Annotated in this window: 16 protein-coding genes; 6 read left to right on the top strand and 10 right to left on the bottom strand. The window is 63.2% G+C overall.

Going from position 1 to position 18,530, the window contains the following annotated elements; all coding sequences use genetic code 11:
• Positions 1 to 33: 33 nt before the first annotated feature.
• The 3 genes from OK352_RS06040 to OK352_RS06030 form a co-directional block, all read right to left on the bottom strand.
• Positions 34 to 903, bottom strand: a complete 870-nt coding sequence (locus OK352_RS06040; protein ID WP_265140549.1) for a glycosyltransferase — start codon at positions 901 to 903, stop codon at positions 34 to 36.
• A gap of 5 nt (positions 904 to 908) precedes the next feature.
• Positions 909 to 1,862 (bottom strand): glycosyltransferase, encoded by a 954-nt coding sequence (locus OK352_RS06035; protein ID WP_265140548.1) that lies wholly within the window; start codon positions 1,860 to 1,862, stop codon positions 909 to 911.
• Between the two features lie 68 nt (positions 1,863 to 1,930).
• Positions 1,931 to 3,901: an LGFP repeat-containing protein gene (locus OK352_RS06030; protein ID WP_265140547.1), complete on the bottom strand. Its 1,971-nt coding sequence runs from the start codon at positions 3,899 to 3,901 to the stop codon at positions 1,931 to 1,933.
• Positions 3,902 to 4,007: 106 nt separating this feature from the next.
• On the opposite strand from OK352_RS06030, the gene OK352_RS06025 reads away from it, so the two are divergent.
• The gene (locus OK352_RS06025; RefSeq protein WP_265140546.1) at positions 4,008 to 5,141 is read left to right on the top strand and encodes a glycosyltransferase family 4 protein; all 1,134 of its coding nucleotides are present in this window, start codon (positions 4,008 to 4,010) and stop codon (positions 5,139 to 5,141) included.
• Positions 5,142 to 5,155: 14 nt separating this feature from the next.
• Positions 5,156 to 6,340 carry a MarP family serine protease gene (locus OK352_RS06020; protein WP_265140545.1) on the top strand — a complete coding sequence of 395 codons (1,185 nt, stop codon included), beginning with the start codon at positions 5,156 to 5,158 and terminating at the stop codon, positions 6,338 to 6,340.
• 10 nt (positions 6,341 to 6,350) lie between these two features.
• Here the strand turns inward: OK352_RS06020 and OK352_RS06015 are convergent, their stop codons facing one another.
• From OK352_RS06015 to OK352_RS05990, 6 genes are all read right to left on the bottom strand, one after another.
• Complete coding sequence (locus OK352_RS06015) at positions 6,351 to 8,342, bottom strand: acyltransferase family protein (RefSeq protein WP_265140544.1); 1,992 nt, start codon at positions 8,340 to 8,342, stop codon at positions 6,351 to 6,353.
• Positions 8,343 to 8,351: 9 nt separating this feature from the next.
• Positions 8,352 to 9,710, bottom strand: coding sequence for an LCP family protein (locus OK352_RS06010; RefSeq protein WP_265140543.1), 1,359 nt, complete (start codon positions 9,708 to 9,710; stop codon positions 8,352 to 8,354).
• Positions 9,707 to 10,222, bottom strand: coding sequence for a 5-(carboxyamino)imidazole ribonucleotide mutase (purE, locus tag OK352_RS06005; RefSeq protein WP_372338081.1), 516 nt, complete (start codon positions 10,220 to 10,222; stop codon positions 9,707 to 9,709). The genes OK352_RS06010 and purE overlap by 4 nt, the downstream gene beginning before the upstream one ends.
• Positions 10,223 to 10,340: 118 nt before the next feature.
• On the bottom strand, positions 10,341 to 11,039 hold the full coding sequence (locus OK352_RS06000; protein WP_265140541.1) for a DedA family protein: 699 nt from the start codon (positions 11,037 to 11,039) through the stop codon (positions 10,341 to 10,343).
• 125 nt (positions 11,040 to 11,164) lie between these two features.
• Positions 11,165 to 13,087 carry a M3 family metallopeptidase gene (locus OK352_RS05995; RefSeq protein ID WP_265140540.1) on the bottom strand — a complete coding sequence of 641 codons (1,923 nt, stop codon included), beginning with the start codon at positions 13,085 to 13,087 and terminating at the stop codon, positions 11,165 to 11,167.
• Between the two features lie 121 nt (positions 13,088 to 13,208).
• Positions 13,209 to 13,910 (bottom strand): helix-turn-helix transcriptional regulator, encoded by a 702-nt coding sequence (locus OK352_RS05990; protein ID WP_265140539.1) that lies wholly within the window; start codon positions 13,908 to 13,910, stop codon positions 13,209 to 13,211.
• An 88-nt stretch (positions 13,911 to 13,998) separates the two neighbouring features.
• Here OK352_RS05990 and folE point away from each other — a divergent pair, with 88 nt between their 5' ends.
• Together folE and OK352_RS05980 are read left to right on the top strand one after the other, a co-directional pair.
• Positions 13,999 to 14,583 (top strand): GTP cyclohydrolase I, encoded by a 585-nt coding sequence (folE, locus tag OK352_RS05985; RefSeq protein ID WP_265140538.1) that lies wholly within the window; start codon positions 13,999 to 14,001, stop codon positions 14,581 to 14,583.
• A 45-nt stretch (positions 14,584 to 14,628) separates the two neighbouring features.
• Entirely contained in the window at positions 14,629 to 15,843 is a 1,215-nt protein-coding gene (locus tag OK352_RS05980; protein ID WP_265140537.1) for an NAD(P)/FAD-dependent oxidoreductase, read from the top strand.
• Here the strand turns inward: OK352_RS05980 and OK352_RS05975 are convergent, their stop codons facing one another.
• The gene (locus OK352_RS05975) at positions 15,844 to 16,314 is read right to left on the bottom strand and encodes a small multi-drug export protein (protein ID WP_265140536.1); all 471 of its coding nucleotides are present in this window, start codon (positions 16,312 to 16,314) and stop codon (positions 15,844 to 15,846) included.
• Positions 16,315 to 16,566: 252 nt separating this feature from the next.
• Between OK352_RS05975 and OK352_RS05970 the strand changes: the two genes are divergently transcribed.
• Entirely contained in the window at positions 16,567 to 17,790 is a 1,224-nt protein-coding gene (locus OK352_RS05970) for a sensor histidine kinase (protein WP_265140535.1), read from the top strand.
• Positions 17,783 to 18,412, top strand: a complete 630-nt coding sequence (locus OK352_RS05965; protein WP_265140534.1) for a response regulator transcription factor — start codon at positions 17,783 to 17,785, stop codon at positions 18,410 to 18,412. The genes OK352_RS05970 and OK352_RS05965 overlap by 8 nt, the downstream gene beginning before the upstream one ends.
• The last annotated feature ends 118 nt before the right edge of the window (positions 18,413 to 18,530 follow it).

Below are 18,530 nucleotides of genomic sequence, written 5' to 3'. Positions count from 1 at the left end.
CTCTCCCTCACTCTCATGCTGCGCGTGTCACGATCAGTTCTCACTCGATTCGGCTGCCTCCGGACCGACGTCCGAGAAGCCTCGTTGAATCATGCGGCGGTACATCAGTTTTCTCAATCCAACGGGAACGAACCGATAGATGCCGCGCACGGCAATGTTACGTGTGAACTGGGCTCGGGTCGTGAACCCGATGCGGCGTAGCGCACGTTGCAGGTTCCATTCGGCTTCAAACTGACGGCGTCCGCCTCGGCGCGCGTAGGCACCGTCACCGACGCGGTACATCACGAGCGGGTCGGGTAGGTTCTCCACCCGTGCGCCGGCATGGATCATGCGTGCGAACAACCAGTAGTCCTCCATCAGACCGATATCGTCATAGCTGCCTGCACGGGCCACTGTCGCCTTGCGGTACATCACAGTCGGATGGTTGAACGGGTCGTGAAATCGTGCGTACTTCGCGATCGCATCGGCACCGATGGGAGGTGTTCGGCGTCCCAAAACCTCGCTCGTGTCGTCTGCGAACTCATACATTCCGGTTCCGACAAGGTCAAAGCCTTCGGACATCTTGGTCATCTGCTTCGCGAACCGCTCTGACAACGCCACATCGTCGGCGTCCATGCGCGCGACGATGTCGAATGAGCAGTGCTCGAGGCCGATCGTCAAAGCTTGAGCCAGCCCGCCCCGCTCCTCAAGCACAATGTGCGTCACCGGCATTGGACATTCAGCCTTCACATGATCGATGGAACGCTCAAGACGGTCGGGAATTGGACCATCTTGAACAAGCACTACTTCCGTAGGTTGCAACGTCTGACCCGACGTCGCACTTGCGAATGCTCGTTCAAACTGGTCCGGTTCGTCATTGCCGTACACCGGAAGCAGCAAAGAAAATTTCTGATCTGCTGACATGTCCGTCACTCCGCACGCCGCAGCTCGGCGAAGATGTCCTCGGGAACACCGGCATCCTTCAGAGTTTCGGCATTCGAGCGAGGCGGCCGCTCCTCAGCTTCTCGCCTACCTTGCGTGAAACCTTCGCGAAGCACTTTTCTCTCTGCGGAACGCATAAAGGTTCGCGCCCAGCGCGCCACACTTGATGCGCCGTATACGACCTTCTCCCCAGGCCTGAGCGACTGAGAGTAGCGAAAGAGCCAGATTTTATTCCGGACTTCGAACCGAAAGCGCGCGCCCGGGTCGTCGTCAGTTGATCCGCGACGTGCTGTCTTGTGCACGACCACGCTTGCGGCCGACGAGAGGCCACACCGTCCCTTCAGCACACGGGTACTGTATTCGAAGTCGTCGTTCCAGAGGAAATAATCAGCAATGGGATATCCGACTGATCGGACGACATCAGCGCGATACATCGATGAGACGAAAGAGAGCGATCGCACCGGCATCGCCTCGACTGTATGAGCGGCTCTCTTCTCACGTGCTGTTGCAAACGGGTTGAATCGAGGAGTATTCATGGGGTGTTCGCCACCGTCCGTCCACTCCACACGGGATCCGACAGCCGCGAGGTTCTTGCCCTGATAGGCAGTAGCCGTGTTCATCAGCCCGAGGAGCGCATTCCTCTCAGGGACGGTGTCATCGTCCATCACCCAGATCCAGTCTGGATTGTGCCTAGTAACTGCAGCTGCCATTCCAACAGCAAAGCCCCCGGCCCCCCCAGTATTTTCAGCAAGATCAATAAGGGTAATTGCTTCGGCCCAGGTACGAACTACCTGCGAGGTGTCATCGGTGGATGCGTTGTTCACCACCACAATCGCCTCTACGGGACGTGTCTGCTTCGAAAGCGCTGAAAGAACCTCCACCAACAGATCTCGTCGGTTGTAAGCGACAACGACCGCAACGACCCGCGGCGGAGTGACCAAGTCGAGACCTTTCGTTTATGGAGGGCAACGCGTGGTGAGTTTACCCCACAGAACGTGGTGTACGACCGTCATTCGGACAGTGAGATGATGACAGACCCGCCTGGGGCCCACTCCATAGTTCCATGTTCAAAGGTCTGGGAACGAGAACCATCCTTGTGTTTCATATACGCGCTCGTCGGGTACCCAAGCTCGCTCGAAGGTCCCCCGGCTGCGGCATATTCCTTTGCCATACCACCGAGGATGTAGCGCACTTTCTTGCCAGGAGCCCAGTACATATCGCCTACTTCAAAGCTCTGAAACCGGGACCCATCCTTATTCTTGACGTAATCGCTCGTCGGATAGCCTAGATCCCCACCAGGTCCTCCAGAGGATGCATACTCGGTGGCAAAACCGCCGAGCATATACCTGACCACTTTGCCAGGAGCCCAGTACATGGCACCCGATTCGAAGCTCTGGAACCGCGACCCATCCTTATTCTTGATGTAATCGCTCGTCGGGTAACCAAGCTCCCCCATGGGCCCGCCAGCCCTTTCATAGGTCTTAGCCATTCCACCGAGAATGTAGCGCACGCCGCCACGATCCGCTATCCAATACATGTTTCCCGACTGGAAGCTCTGGGATCTCAGACCGCTCTCGTGTGTGATGTAGTCACTCGTCGGGAATCCAAGATCTCCGTTGGGCCCGCCAGCCTTTTCAAACGTCTTAGCCATTCCACCAAGAATGAATCGTGCACCTGTCCTTGGTGACCAGTAGATACCGCCATAAGCAAAAACCTGGGACCGACCCTCACCAACCACGGTGTACTTACCTTTCGGGAATCCTAAGACTCCATCGCCACCACCGAGTTGGTCATGCTTTGTACGAACTACGCCGGTTGTGTACTCAGTTCCGTATTTGCTGATCCAGTAAAGCGTTCCGTTGTCGAAGGCCTGGCTCCGGCCGCCGTTTGAGTGCTTGGTGTAGTTACCACTCGGATATCCGAGAACCCCACCACCCCCGCCGAGAGCCCAATGACGATCTCCCACGGTCCCCGTCGTCCTCAGGTACTTGCCCTGCGGGGTGCGGTAAAGAACATACTTTTCAAATTTCTGCCCCACCCCGCCGTCAGAGTAGGTCTTTGCAGAGCTTACTGGCTTACCCAGGAGTCCTGAGGCTCCGCCATTCTGCGAATAGTAGCTTTGCAGCTTCGGGTGCAATGCTGGCCCTTTATATGTGCTGCCGAACCAATCGGTGAAATACAGGAAGAAGTTGCGGTTCCCGTACGACGAGCACGAGTCTCCGACGCCGTAGCCTGCCTTCAGCGCAGCCGAGTTCGGGCGGTACGGCGTGTAATTGTAGAGGCCAGCCGTGGCCTGGTTCTCGATGTGGACCTGGCTCGTCCCGCACGAGGAGTTGGGGTGCCACTTGATCGTGTTCGTACGGCCGGCGCGGTAGCCAAAGTCATTCGGGTACAGGCGGTAGATCTGGAACTGCCGCGCACCGAGATAGAGCTGGTTCTGGAAGCCGAAATACTTTGAGTTGCAATCAGCACCGTCGGGGCAGCCGAAGCCCATGGCGATCGTGTAGCGCCACTCGGATGGCCATTCGTGAGTCAGGAGCCCCTGTTCTTTTTGCAGAGTGACGAGAATGACCTGCGGGTTGATGTCACACGCTCGCGACACTTTGTAGATGATGCGAGCGGCATCCTCGTTCTTGCCGCTGGAGATCGCCTTGCAGTACTTGTTCGCCGACCGGGCCGTCGTGTTCTCTTTGTACGCATCGAGACAGGTATAGCCCGAGCGGCACTTCGGCACTTTGCTGTTGATGAATGACCGAATCTGCGACTCGGTCATCGTCGTCGAATCGTAGAAGACCTCATCGTCGATGATGTGGCCAGCATCGAACGACGCCGCTTCAGCTTTCGGGGTCGCAATGGGCATTGCTGTCAGCACGGCGGCAGCCATGATTCCGACCGCAAACAGCACAATTGTGCGGAGGCCAATACCTCGGGCGCGTGTTGACATGATTCCCATAATATTCACATCTTTCACAAACGCCACACCTTTCACAATATCGGCCCCGAACCAATTCAGGTTTTCCCACCTCTCTTAAGTAAGACTGTGTCTAGTTGTTTTCGCGGCAACACGGCACACGGAGGGGGCTTGCATGGTCACAATGCGCGTAGTGGTGGACGATATGGTGCCCCCTGTACGGGGGGACCTGGGTTCGTACACTCGCGACCTGACCCGCGCTCTCATCCGACATGCTCCCTCTGGTTGCGATGTGGAAGGCGTCATGGCAGCTCACGACGATGAGGATGTCGCGGCGGTCACGACCCGTCTCGGCGGGCTCGCGCGCCTGACCCCCACCACACTGCGCCGTCGCGAATTAAGCGCCGCCTGGCAGATGGGAGTCGGAGCCGCCTCGTGGGCCACGGGCCTCGTGCACTCCCCCACGCTGCTCGCCCCCTTGGTTAAACACGACCCCGATGCGGGTTCGCAGACCACCGTCACCGTGCACGACACACTTCCCTGGACCCATCCGAAGTCATTCACACCGACAACGATCGCGTTACAAAAGGCGCTCTTAAAACGTGCGCGCAAGCACGCCGACGCCATCGTCGTTCCCACACACGCCGTCGCCGAACGCCTCAACGACATCGCTGACTTCGGTGACCGCGTGCGCGTGGTCGCCGGAGCCGCCCCAAGCTCGCTGCGCCTTCCTGTCGTTCCTGAGCAGCGTGCCCTCGAGTTAGGGCTACCACCGCAATACATCATCGCGAAGGGGTCCCTTGATCCGCGGCACGGGATCGTCGATCTGATCTCAGCGATGGCGCTACCGTCAGCACCCGACATCCCGTTGCTGATTATCGGGCCCGAAAGCTGGGGCGAACTCACAATCGAAACCGTCGCTGACGAAGCCGGTGTGCCTGAAGGGCGCGTTGCCGGGTTGGGCCAGCTTTCGGATGCCGACCTCGCTCTGGTCTTGTCCCGCGCGACAGCGTTCGTCTTCCCCAGCGTGGGGGAAGGATTCGGTCTTCCGCTCGTCGAGGCCTTCACGTTCGGGGCCCCGGTCATCCACTCGGACGACAGCGCACTTCTGGAAACGGCGGGGGGAAGCGGGCTCGTCGTCGAAGCCGATGGTCCCGGTCACCCGGAGCGACTGGCCGAAGCCGTCAGCCGTGTCGTCGAGGATGCCGAGCTGCGCGAGCGGCTCACTATTCTTTCGCAGGACCGCGGGCACTCGTTCAGCTGGTCGTCTGCCGCAGAGTCCATCTGGGCTCTGCACGCTGATCTCTGAGTGAGGGGATGCCCGTGGTCACTGGCATTGTGGTCGATGTCGTTCTGGTCGTCGCCCTTCTTGTCGCGCTCGTCGGTGGGTGGCAGCGCGGAATGCTGCACACGATCGGCGCGATCGCCGGGCTGATCGTCGGTGGCGTGATTGCCCTCCTCGTCATGCCTGTCGTCTCAGGCGCCGTGCCTGCGGCGGGATGGAACGTCGCCGCGGCCCTCGCGAGTGGGGTGATCATCGTCGGTCTCGGCATCAGCCTCGGCTCGTGGATCGGGCGGCTCGTCGCAGGCCCGGTGCGCAAGCTGAAGCTCGGAGCCGTCGATCGGCTTCTCGGCGCTGCCGTGAGCGGCATCGTCACGCTTCTGGTTGCACTGATGCTCGGCATGAGCACAAGTGCACTGGGCATCCCCGCTCTCACACAGGCGATGGCGTCATCGACTCTGATGAAGTCGCTGCAGAACGCGACTCCTGCACCGGTGCTCGGTGCGATCTCGCAGTTTCGCGGGATCGTGATCTCCGACGGCATCCCCTCGGTTCTCGATGCCGCCGGGGTGCCGGACGACGTCGAAATTCCCGTCGCCGACACCCAGTCACCCGCGCTGCAGGTCGCGTCCGAATCCGTCACTCGGATCACCGCGAACGCTCCCTCATGCGGCACACGCAGTTCAGGGAGCGGGTTCGTCATCGGCGATGACCTGGTCATGACCAACGCTCACGTCGTCGCGGGGTCCAGCACCGTCGTCGTCGAGCCGCGCAGCGAACTGCCGCGCGCAGCATCCGTCGTCTATTTCGACGCCGAGGCCGATATCGCGGTACTCGCAGTCGACGGGCTCAGTGCGGGGCCGCTGCCCTTCAGCGCGACGCCCGACGACGGCGCGACGGTGTTCTTTCAGGGGTACCCGTTTGGCGGCCCTTTTGCCTCGCGCAGCGCTGCTGTCGTCACGACGGGTGAGATGAGCGTCAACGACATTTATGGCCAGCCGGGCGCGACACGCTCGGTCACGACGATCGCTGCCGACGTCGACCACGGAAATTCGGGCGGCCCGCTCCTCGATGCGGACGGCGCCGTCGTCGGAATGATCTTCGCGAAGGCAGTGAGCCAGCCCGACGTGGGCTTCGCACTTTCAATGGCCGAGCTCTCCCCCGTGCTCGCGCAGGCCGAGTCCCTGACCTCGCCCGTAGCGACGGGCGCGTGTTCTGCTGATTAGCCAGTTATAATCATGCTCCCAGCGCTGGCTCAATCTGCGTCCAGACCGCATCGGCGAGGGCCCGAGAATATGTGGCAGAGATGTGGTGGGCATCACGATAGACGAGACGATCTCCGATCACGACGGGGCACAAGTCGTCGCTGCATAGGTAGTCGGTCATGTCGAGGACGGTTGCGTCGTGCGCTTGAGCAGCCTGCCGCATAGCCTCGCCATGGTCGGCGAACAGCGCTTGGTTCGGCGGCGCTCCACACGCGGTGGCGTTATTGATATTGGCGGAAAGGCACGTCGCTGGATCCATGCCGAACTGAGGATTGTCAATCATGACAGCAACGTTCGTCGCTGATGTAAGCGATTCAATTCCTTTACCCACGTCTCGCCCCCACGTGTCGGGAGGAAGCTGCGTTCCGGTTGCGCCAACATAGCCGGCGATGATCGTCAGTTCCGGTTGCTCGTCGCCGATCGCCCGGACCACGTTTGCTCGCCATGTGCGGCACTCGTTTGAGCTCGGAACATCATATGCAGCGCAGTTGCTCTTCGTATTCGATACGAGTGTGATGTCGCCGCGCTCAGCGAGTGCCTGCAGGGCCGGATACCACTGGGCGGCATGCGAGTCTCCGAACAGCATGACCGTTGGCGCGTCAGCATTCGTTTCCACTCGGCACTCGTCGACCGTTGATTCCCCGTCGCTGAGATGGCATCCCTCGGAGTACACGTCAGGATTATCATCACTGGCGTCTTTCACGGTCGGGGTCATGTTGGCAGGCACAAATTGCGTTGCCTTGACCCGCGTTGATGGCGCGGAAACGGCCACATTCCTGTCGGTGTGGAACTGCCGGTCAAGCGATCCCCGATACGTCACGCCGCACGCGAGCACCAGGCACACCGTAACGCCCGCAGCGATCACGATCGTCGGCCAGGACTTGTCCCGAGACACGCGGAGAGGGGTCTCAATGTAGCGGTACAGCAGCCAAGCAAGGGGGATCCCTGCCGCGGCGAGGGCCAGCGTGACGACAGGTGACAGTGGTCGTTGGTCTCCGACCGCGATCTGAGGAATCGTGAGCAGCGGCCAGTGCACAAGGTAGAGAGAGTACGAGATTGTGCCGATGAAGATCATCGGTCGGTTTGATAGCAGCCCGGTAGCCGATGTGCGGTCCAGAACGCTCTCGGTGTCATCAACGCGCGAGCCTGCGGCAATCACAAGCACGGTTCCAACCACGGGAACGATCGCCGCGGTGCCGGGGAAAATAGTTGCGCCGTCGTAAACGACTCCACACACGACAAGCGAGACGACGCCGACCCATCCGATGAGCCACCTGACGGCAGGTGCGAGAGCGAACGACGTTGCCGTCACCAGCAACGCGAGCAGCCCACCAAGGGCAAACTCCCATGCCCGGCTCGGCATCATGAAGAAAGCGAGCGGCTGTGACCGTTCCGTGAGCCAGATTGATCCGACGAGCCCGATGACGAACACCGTTCCAAGCGTCGCGATGAGGCCCCAGGTCGACTTGCGCGTGAGGAAGAACACCAGGGCGATCGCGGCGGGCCAGATCAGGTAGAACTGCTCCTCAACGCCGAGCGACCAGAAATGCTGGAAGATCGACGGGTTGGGATTGGATAAGTAGTCGACCTTCTCACCGGCGAAATAGAAGTTCGGAACGTATAGGGCCGTGAATACCGACTCTTTGAACGATCGGGACTGCAGCAGCGGTGGGATCCAGATTGCAGCTGCGACGACGCTCAGTGCGACGACGACGAGCGAGGTGGGCAGAATACGGCGGATGCGGCGGGCGTAGAACGTGGCGAATCGAATTCGGCCGTGCGTACTGAGCTCAGACGCCAGGTGTGCCGTGATGAGGAAGCCCGAGATGACGAAGAAGACATCGACTCCGATGTACCCGCCAGAAAGCCACGGCACTCCAGCGTGGTAGATCACCACAAGCAGCACGGCGATTGCTCGCAGCGCCTGAATATCCGGGCGGAACCCGATTCGCCTGACCTTCACACGTAGACGTTACTTGCTATCGCTCGACGAGGTCTCGGGCGGTGCAACGGCGTCCTCCACGAGCCCCCTGATGTGCTCGAAGTTCGGGTTGTCCTGATCCGGCACCGTGGGCGGCGAGAGCTCCAGGTTGGTGATCTCCTGCTTGCGGGTCTTGAGCGCCAGGTCGCTGAAATACCCCAGCATCGACTGCGGCACATCGGTCTTCACGACCTGGCTGCCGGCATCGGCGATCGCCTGGAACTTCGAGAGCACGTTGCCCGGAGTGAACTGCCGCAGAATCGCCTCCTGCAGTTCGTGCTGACGGCGCATGCGATCCCAGTCGCTCGTCGAGTGCCGCGAGCGCGCATACCACTCGGCGTGGTAGCCGTCGAGCTTCTGCTTGCCCGGTTCGATCCACTCGTCGACGTTGTTGAGGTTCTCGTCTCCCCCGATGGGCAGGCGCTCCTTCACGTCGATCTCGACGCCGCCCAGCGCATCGATCAGCTGTGAGAATCCGGCCATGTCGATCAGCACATAGAACTGCACGGTGAGGCCGGTGATGCCCTCAGCCGCATCGCGCGTGGCTTCGATGCCCGGAGAACTGCCCTGCGCTTCAGCATCCGGGTACCAGTCAGGATGCCGCAGCTGAGCCTCTGTATAGACCGAGTTGAGCTTGCAGACGCCTACGTCGCAGTGCTGATAACCGTCCGGGTACGCGTCGTGGAACGGGCCTTCGGAGAACGGAACGCGGAGCATATCGCGCGGCAGGCCAATGATCGTCGCCGCTCCCGTGTTCGCGTCGATGCTGACGACGGAGATGCTGTCGGGTCGCAGACCCTCGCGATCCTCACCGGCGTCACCGCCGAGAAGCAGAATGTTGTAGCGGCCATCGACGGGCGCGACCGGTGCCGAGTTGCCGAAGATCGAGCCGAGCGCACCGCGAGCGATTCCCGCGTAATAGGCCGCACCGCTGGCGCTGCCCACCGAGAGCACGAGGAGGATCACCGTCGCCGCGGCGATCCAGAAGCGTGCACCCGGCCGCGCTTTGATGATCTTGAGAAGCCGGAACGTGTTGAGCGTGAGGATGAGCCAGAGCAGCGCATACGCGATGAGCACAGCCTGCACGAGCAGGAGGAACCAGCCCTGCGTGGCCAGGGTGATGAACGGCGTACGCAGAAACGCGAACAGCAGCACGGCGATGATCGCTGCCGCCCACATTCCCAGCGTCGCTCCGAGTCCGAAGCGCCCCAGCTTACGGTTTCCGGCGAGAACCTGCGCCGAGCCGGGGATGAGAAAACCCACGACGAGCAGCCACCACGCGCGCCGCGTCATCAGGGGTGACGACGCGGTATCCGGATATCTGATCGGATTTGCGACCAGTGAGCTCATAGAGAGTTTTTGAGATTCTCGTTCTTGACCTCGACCTGGGCGGCGAGGTCGGCGGCGTACGTTTCAAGTCGTGACTGCAGGGCTGAATCTGCCGTGGCGAGAATCTTCGCGGCAATCAGACCGGCGTTCTTGGCACCGCCGATCGACACAGTGGCGACGGGGACGCCCGCGGGCATCTGCACGATCGAGAGCAGCGAATCGAGCCCGTCGAGTTTTGCCAGGGGCACGGGAACTCCCACGACCGGGAGCGTCGTCACCGCGGCGAGCATGCCGGGCAGGTGAGCGGCGCCCCCCGCACCGGCGATGATGACCTTGAGGCCGCGCGCAGCAGCATCCTTGCCGTAGGCGATCATCTTCTCGGGGGTGCGGTGCGCGCTGACGACTTCGACCTCGTGATCAATCGCGAAGTCGCTCAGCACCTGGCTCGCATCGCTCATGACGCGCCAGTCGGAATCGCTTCCCATGACGACGCCGACTAGAGGGCGTTCGGAATCGTGGTGTGGCATGCGCATAATGCTACGGGCGCTGGCTGGAAATTCGCGGCTACGGCACGCTTATCCGCCTGTATTGCGAGGTGCCGGCGGCAGATTACCGGTTTGTTCGGGAGCCACAACCAGGTGATTTGTTCGTCTACGCCTCGTCTGTGCCACCCGCCGTGGAATCCGACTCCGGTGCCGATGAATCTGCGCGACCGCGGGCCTTCCGCGCCGACCGCACGCGGTAGATGATCCACACGGCAAGCGCGACGACGACGCCCGCGATGACCACGTATTTCAGGATGTCGGCGTACTGCTCGACAATGTGCCAGTTCTCGCCGAGGTAGAAGCCAGCAAGAATGAACACGGTGTTCCAGATGAGGCTGCCCGCCAGGGTGAGCACTCCGAAAACACCCAGCCCCATGCGCTCGATTCCGGCGGGAATCGAGATCAGGCTGCGAAAGATCGGCAGCATGCGCCCGAAGAAGATCGCCTTCTTGCCGTGTTTGGCGAACCATTTCTCGGCGCTTTCGACCTCGGACACTTTGACCAGCGGCATCCAGTCGGCGATTTTGATCAGCCGTTCACGGCCGAGCCAGGCGCCGAGCCCGTAGAGCGCGAAAGCGCCCACGACCGAGCCGAGCGTCGTCCAGATGATCGCCTCGGCAAGGGACATGTTGCCTTGGCTCGCGGTGAAGCCGGCCAGCGGCAGGATGATCTCGCTCGGCAGCGGCGGAAACAGGTTTTCGAGCGCGATGGCAATGCCGGCTCCGACTCCTCCGAGGGTCTCCATGAGTGACACGGCCCAGGCGGCAACGCCCGAGAGCGCGGAGTCAGAAGCGGCGATCAGCATGATGTTCACCGTAGCCGAACGTCGCTGACGAAATCCCGTTTGTCATCATCCAGAATGACCGGATGCTGTCGTCATTCAGCCGTGCGGATGACCGTCACACGGGCGCCGCGCAATGTGGCCTGTGCTCAGGCGTCCCCACTGAGCCACCGCCCGAACGCGTCGAACGAGTACGGCCTTCCCAAGAAGTCGGCGACCAAGTCCGCGGCATCCCGCGACCCACCGCGCGCGAGGATCGTGTCGCGGTAGCGCGAGGCCACGTCGACGTTGAAGAGATCGGCGGGGTCAAACGCTGAGAGCAGGTCTTTCGCGATCACGAGGCTCCACATGTAGGTGTAGTAGCCGGAGCCGTAGCCTTCGAGGTGCCCGAACGCGGCTTGGAAGTGCGTGTCGGGCAGCGGTGTGATGAGCGAATACTGGCGCGCGAGCTCTGCCACCGCCGCGTCGTGATCGTCCGGGCGCTCCAGATGCAGACGGTAGGACACCGCGGCATAGTGCATCTGGGTGCGCACACGGAAGGCACGCCCGAAGTCTTCGGCCGTGCGCATGCGCGCGACCAGATCCGCGGGAATCGACTCGCCGTCCGCATCGACAGCGAACGTGCGCAGGATGTCAGCATCCCACGCCCATTCTTCGAGCATCTGCGACGGTGCCTCGACGAAGTCCCATTCGGTGGCGACCCCCGAGAAGCGCGCCCACCGCTGGTCCCCGCCCAGAATGTGGTGCACGAGGTGGCCGAACTCGTGAAAGAGCGTGACCACCTGATCGTGCTCCATCAGGCCGCGCGGGAAGTTGCAGACGAGCGTGCCTTCCGGAAGCTGGCGTCCGTGCACACCGGTGGCAAGGTCAAACTGCGCCGCGTGCTTGTACTTGCCTTCGCGCGGGTGCAGGTCGAGGTAGATGCGGCCGATGCGCTCGCCGTCGCGGAGCACGTCGTAGCAGGTCACGTCGTCAGCCCAGCGCGGCACATCATCGCGCTCACGGTAGCTGATACCGAACAGACGCCCCGTCACCTCGAGCAGACCGGCGCGCACATTCTCAAAGTCGAAGTAGCGACGCACCTGCTGAGCATCCACGTCGTACTGCTCGCGCCGCACGAGCTCGGCATAGTGCGCCCAGTCCCCCGACGTGATCTCGGTGATGCCCGGGGCATCCTGCTGCGCGCGGCGCAGGAGCGTCTCCCGTTCGGCGCGACCACCCGCGTCGGCCAACTGGGTGATGCGATCGATGAAGGTGCCGATGGCGTCTCCCGTGCCGATCATCTTCACCTCGGCGTCGAAGTCGGGCCACGAATCGTACCCGAGCAGCCGGGCCTGCTCGGCGCGCAGATCGAGCAGCTCGTGCAGAAGCTCGTCGTTGGCGGGCCAGGCACGGTTGTTGAATTGGCGCGAGACGGCGTGGCGTGCCTCGCGATCGTTCGCGAACGTCAGGAACGGCACGGTGTCCGGGTAGTCGGTCGTGATGGCGACGAGTCCATCCGCGTCGGCCGGGCGCGCGTCAATGTAGTCCTGCGGCAACCCGTCGAGCTGTTCGGGGCGCAGCCGCAGCGTGCGCACGTCGTCACGGATGTTGCGTGAGAACTCTTGCCCGACAAGCGTCGAGCGCTCACTGATCTCGGTGAGCCGGGCGCGCGTTGCGTCGTCACGGTCAACACCGCTGCGGCGAAAGTCGCGCAGCACGTGCTCGAGCAGGCGCGCGGCCTCGGCGTCGAGCTCGGAGGGGTCGAGCGCCGCGAAAACCTCGTACAGGGCGCGATCGTGCCCGCGCTCTGTGAGAAAGGCGGTGATCTCCTGCGTTTTCTGCTCAGACAGTTCGCGGATGCTCGGCTCGGGATGCACCTCGGCGAAGAGCGAGGTGAAACCGGATGCTGTCGCCAGCTGTGCCTCGGCGTCGTTCCACAGCTCGAGCACCTCGTTCGCGGTGCGGAGCGTGCCGTCTTTCAACTGAGCTCCGACGTCGCAGGCTGCGGCGAGCGCGGATTCGGCACCCTCACGGATGAAGGTGTCCCAGGCGGCGGGTGAGGTGGGCAGAGCGAGTGGTTCCACAGTCATGAACGCCACTCTACGGCGACCATCGCGACAGCGGGTTCACGCTCGACGACGAGTTTCGATACCCCCTTTCACGTGCATCGCCGAACCGATCAACCTGTGACGGGGAGATGCGGGAGGGACCTTACCGGCGAGCGCAGAGCGTGACGCAACAGCGTCCGGGCGCCGGATCGAGATCGGCGCGCAGCACCCCGGGCGCCACCGTCTCGGTGTAGGCGCTCAGCATGTCGTAATTCATACCGCAGACCAGCTCGGTGTGCGCACCCGCCAGCTGATGGAACGGGCAGTTCGCCATGACGAGGCGTTCATCCTCAACGCGCGGCTCATACCCCAGCCCGCGCAGCGTCGTCTCTGCGATAGCGAATGCCGCGACAGCATCCGCCCCCTGGCTGGCCTGGTTCGCCGCAAGACGTGCTCCCCGCTCGCGGGCCACAGCCGTGAGCGCAGAGGCGATATCATCTCCCTCTCGCGCCGACCGGGCGATGGCCTGCGCCATGAGCTCCCCCGCCAGCACATAGTCGCGCTCGGGCAACGACACGTCGAGCTCGACGTCTGACCGCTCGTAGAGTTTGGCGCTGCGACCGGCACCCGGACCCGATCTGCCGGTCGTGCGCGCGTAGGAGGAACGCAGAAGCCCCGCGGACTCGAGTTTGTCGAGATGAAACTTCGCCGTGTGCATGGGCACCTGCGCGGCCCGTGCCGCTTGATCACGAGAAACCGGATGCGGCTGGGCGCACACATACAGATACAGGGAGCGCCTCGTGTCATCGGCGAGCGCGCTCACTCCCGCGATGCTGCCCGCCAGCTGTTCGTTCTGTGCCATCATTTCCGCTCGTCACGTTGCTGTCGCCCTTGACGGTCTTGCCCGTCGGTTCTAACGTAGACAATGATATCCGTTAGAAAGCAGATGCGCCATGACCTTGACCAGTCCTCTTGCTCGCACCGTGGAGCAGACCCTGCCCGACGTCGAGCGTGCAGCCGAACACGCGCGCGGGTTTCTCGAAGCTCTCGGCGTTGATCTTGATACGCCGGCGCGGCGCACGAGTGCGGAACGGATGGCGAAGGCGTATCTCGAGATGTTGTCGAGCGACCCGTTCGAGATGACGACGTTCGACAATGACGAGGGCTACAGCGAGCTCGTGCTGGTGTCGTCGATCCCCGTGCAGTCGCTGTGCGAACACCACTTCTTGCCGTTCACCGGCGTCGCACACGTCGGCTATCTGCCCGGCGCACATCTCGTGGGGCTTTCGAAGCTCGCGCGCACGGTCGAGGCGTTCGCCCACCGGCCGCAGACGCAGGAGTCACTGACCCGCCAGATCGCCGACAGGCTCAACTCCACGTTGGAGCCACGCGGGGTGGGCGTCGTCATCGAGGCCGAGCACGCGTGCATGTCGCTGCGAGGCGTACGGGCAGAGTCGGCGCGCACGCGCACCGTGACCGTCACAGGAGAGCTTCGCGACCCGGCCGCGCGGGCAGAATTTCTCGCATCCGCGCGCTGAGCGCCGCCGGAGCGAAGACAGACCAACACGCACAGAGGAGCAGTCATGAGTACACAGGGAACCGTCATCGTCGGAGCCGGCCTCGCCGGAGCGAAGGTCGCAGAGAAGCTGCGCGCCAGCGGCTACACCGAGCCGATCACGCTGATCGGAGACGAGCCGGAACGCCCCTACGAGCGCCCGGGCCTATCGAAAGAAGTCCTGCTCGGAAAGGACGATGCGTCGACCCTCTATGTGCATGACGCCGACTGGTACGCGAAGAACTCCGTGACCACGCGCTTCGGCACCGCGGCGGTGGCGCTGAACGTCGCCAACTCCACCGTGACGCTCGAGAACAGCGATGTCATCGGCTACGAGTACGTTGTTCTGGCCACGGGGTCGACGCCGCGAACTCTCCCCCTCGACGGCGCCGACCTCGCTGGCGTGCACACGCTGCGCCGCATGCCCGACACGGCAGCGATCAAGGCGCACTTCGGCGTGGGGAAGAAGATCGTGATCATCGGTGCCGGCTGGATCGGCCTCGAAGTGGCCGCCGCTGCGCGCCTGGCAGGCACCGACGTGACCGTCCTCGAGTATGCGCCGCTGCCGCTGCAGCAGGTGCTCGGCAACACGCTCGCCGCCTACATGTACGACCTGCACACCGAGAACGGCGTCGACCTGCGCACCAATGTCGGTGTCACCGCGATCATCGGAGAGAACGGACGGGTGACGGGCGTCGACAGCTCGGCTGGGCACTTCGACGCCGACGCCGTGGTGATCGGGGTGGGTGCCGCGCCGAACATGGAGCTGGCAGCATCCGCTGGTCTTGCTGTCGACAACGGGGTCGTCGTCGACGAGCACCTGCGCACGGCAAACCCGGCTGTGCTCGCCGTGGGCGACATCGCCCGCGCCCAGAACACGGCGGTCGGCGGTCCGCTGCGCGTCGAGCACTGGGATAACGCGATGCGCCAGGGCGAGCTTGCGGCATCGACCATCATGGGAACGGGCGCGGCCTACGACTGGCAGCCGTACTTCTTCACCGACCAGTTCGACTTCGGCATGGAGTATGTCGGGCACGGCAGCTCTGACGACGACGTGCACGTGCGCGGTGACCTGAGCACTGGTGAGTTCATCGCGTTCTGGACGAACGCCGGCCGTGTCACTGCGGCGATGAACGTGAACATCTGGGATGTCAACGACGACCTGCGCGCCGTGATCGGCCGCGAGGTCGACGCCGCACGCCTCACGGACGAGAGCGTCGCCCTCGGCGACCTCGCCGGCTGATCACAGGAAGCTGACGCCCAGCGTGGCCAACACGCCGAATGCCACGCCCCACAGGATGATCGAGATGATCTGCCAGAAGACCACAGCATTCTTCGACGCCCCGAACGAGACCATCGCCGCCGATGTGATCTGACTGGGGAGCAGGGCCTGGCCTGCCAGGCTGACACCCGCAACACCGTAGCGGTCGAAGCGCTCACGCAGCTTGCGACGCCGCGCGGACTCCTCCCTCGGCTCGGCCCGCGCTGTCACCTTCCGCCGGACGGCATGAGCGCTCAGCACGACAATCAGCATCGACAGGATGTTGCCGAGAACGGCCATGCCGATCGCGACGGCCGGGTGCAGCCCGATCAGCACACCGATGACCGAGCCGAAATATGACTCCACCATCGGTATCGCCGCAACCAGGAAGACCCCAACCCAGGTCAGAGCCTCCGGAAGGGAGGCGGCGAAGGTTTGCAGTGTGTCAATCATGGAAGGGCCTTTCAGAGTCGATCTGGTCAATGGCGGTGGCGTGGCGGATGACGTCCGCCAGGCAGGTGCTGTCGATGTACGACGACAGAGCCTGTCTCGCAACGCACTGCAATTCTTCCGCCCACCGACGGGCACGGTCAGTGCCGCGGCGTCACCGATCCATGTGCGCTCGCGCACCAGCATCCGTGACATTTGTCACTGATCTACACTCGGAGCCATGTCGTTCACCCACCGCCGCAGAGCTCGATCCTGATGTCGAACACTCACGCATCGACGACGCCTCGCACGGCGGAAAACGGGGTACAGACCACCTGGACGTACACGCTCGGCTCGATCGTGTTCTTCATTGCTGTGCTCTACGGAACGCTCCTCATCCGCGGCCTCTCTGCCCTCTCGCGCTCGCACAATTTGATCGACACGCTGATCATCGTGTTTCTGCTCGCGGCGCTCGCCGTGCAGGTGCGCTACTGCTGGTTTCTACGTGTCGGGCTGGGCGGCGGCCTCCCCCGCCCCGCGTGGACAGTCGCACTGTTCGCGACAGCCGTTGTGCCTCTGGGGCTCGGGCTCTTCTCGACAGACATGTGGCAGTTCTCCCCCATCCCCGTTTGGCTGGCGGGCATGTTCATCGCGTGTCTCGTTCCGGTACCGACGCGCATGATCGTGATGGTCGTCAGCCTGATCGTCGTGACCGCCAGCATCCTGTTCGCCCAGACGCGGTCCGAGAGTTCGCTCATCGCCGACGCGAGCGCCGACAACGCCGGAATCTACTTTCTTGCCGCCTTCATGCCGATCGTCGTGCTGACCAGTCTCTGGTGGTGGAACATCGTGATCGAGCTCGATAGACACCGTCGCTCGGCCGCCGAGCTCGCGATCGCCAAAGAGCGCCTTCGATTCGCCGCCGATCTGCATGACATCCAGGGGCATCATCTGCAGGTGATCGCTCTCAAGGCCGAGCTGGCCGAGAGGATGCTGGAGCGCGACCCTGCCGCAGCGGGTGAACAGCTGCGCGAGACGCGGCAGATCGCGTCTGAGGCGCTGCAAGAGACGCGCTCGCTCGTGGCCGGCTACCGCGACGTCGCGCTCGACGACGAACTCGAGAACGCTCGCGAGGTGCTCACGGCTTCCGGCGCTGCGTGCGAGCTGCGCGTGGTCGCGCTGCCGTGGGACGCCGCCGTTCGGCGTGCTCTGGCGTTCGCCGTGCGCGAGGCGACGACGAACATCATCCGTCACAGCATGGCCTCCAACGTGACGATCACCGTCTCAGTCGAAAGCGGATGCTGCCGCCTGAGCGTCGTCAACGACGGCGCAACCCCCACTGACGACGCCACGGGCACGGGGCTCGCGGGTCTGCGTCATCGCCTCGCCGAGTTGGGCGGCGCTCTCGAGACGCACATCGGCGACAGCCGCTTCGAGCTCGTCGCCACGATTCCAGAACCCGGGCACCACCGACGCAGCAGGGAGGAGATCCATGACTGATTCCGCCGTTGCCGAGCGCAGCATCCGGCTTCTGATCGCCGACGACGAGCGCATGATCCGCACGGCGCTCGTCGCCCTGCTCTCGCTGGAGCCCGACCTCGAGGTGGTCGCGAGCGTCGACAATGGCGTCGCTGCGGTCGAGAGCGCCGCCCAGACGCAGCCCGACGTGTGCCTGCTCGACCTGGAGATGCCGCAGGCCGACGGGCTCGAAGCGGCGGAGCGCATCATCCGCACAGTACCGACAAAGGTCGTTCTCGTCACGCGCCATGCTCGCCCCGGGGTGCTGCGGCGAGCGCTGGCCGCGCGCATTTCGGGGTTCGTGCCAAAGTCGACGCCGGCCGAGCAGATCGCCGATGTGATTCGAGACGTCGCGGATGGCAAACGCTACATCGACTCTGAGATCGCCGCAGCGGCCCTGGCCGCGGAACGCTGCCCGCTCACGGACCGCGAGCTCGACGCCGTGCGGCTGTCACGGTCTACGCTCAGCGTGCAACAGATCGCGGAACGTCTGAATCTCGCACAGGGAACCGTGCGCAACTACCTGTCGTCTGCTATGACAAAGCTCGGTGTCGATTCGCGCCGTGAGGCCGCGGAGCTCGCCTGGCAGCAGGGCTGGATCTGAGGCCAGCGGACGCTGCGGCGCGTCCCCCACAGCATCCGCTTCGCCTCACCCGGTGCCCCGCACAACATCGGTACTCCCGGACAACATCGACGCGCACACCAGCACACCTTGTCCGCAG

Source organism: Microbacterium sp. MPKO10 (genome assembly GCF_026107415.2).
Taxonomy (GTDB): domain Bacteria; phylum Actinomycetota; class Actinomycetes; order Actinomycetales; family Microbacteriaceae; genus Paramicrobacterium.
The sequence above is the reverse complement of the archived record's forward strand: the minus strand, read 5'-3'. Positions and strand labels throughout refer to the sequence as shown.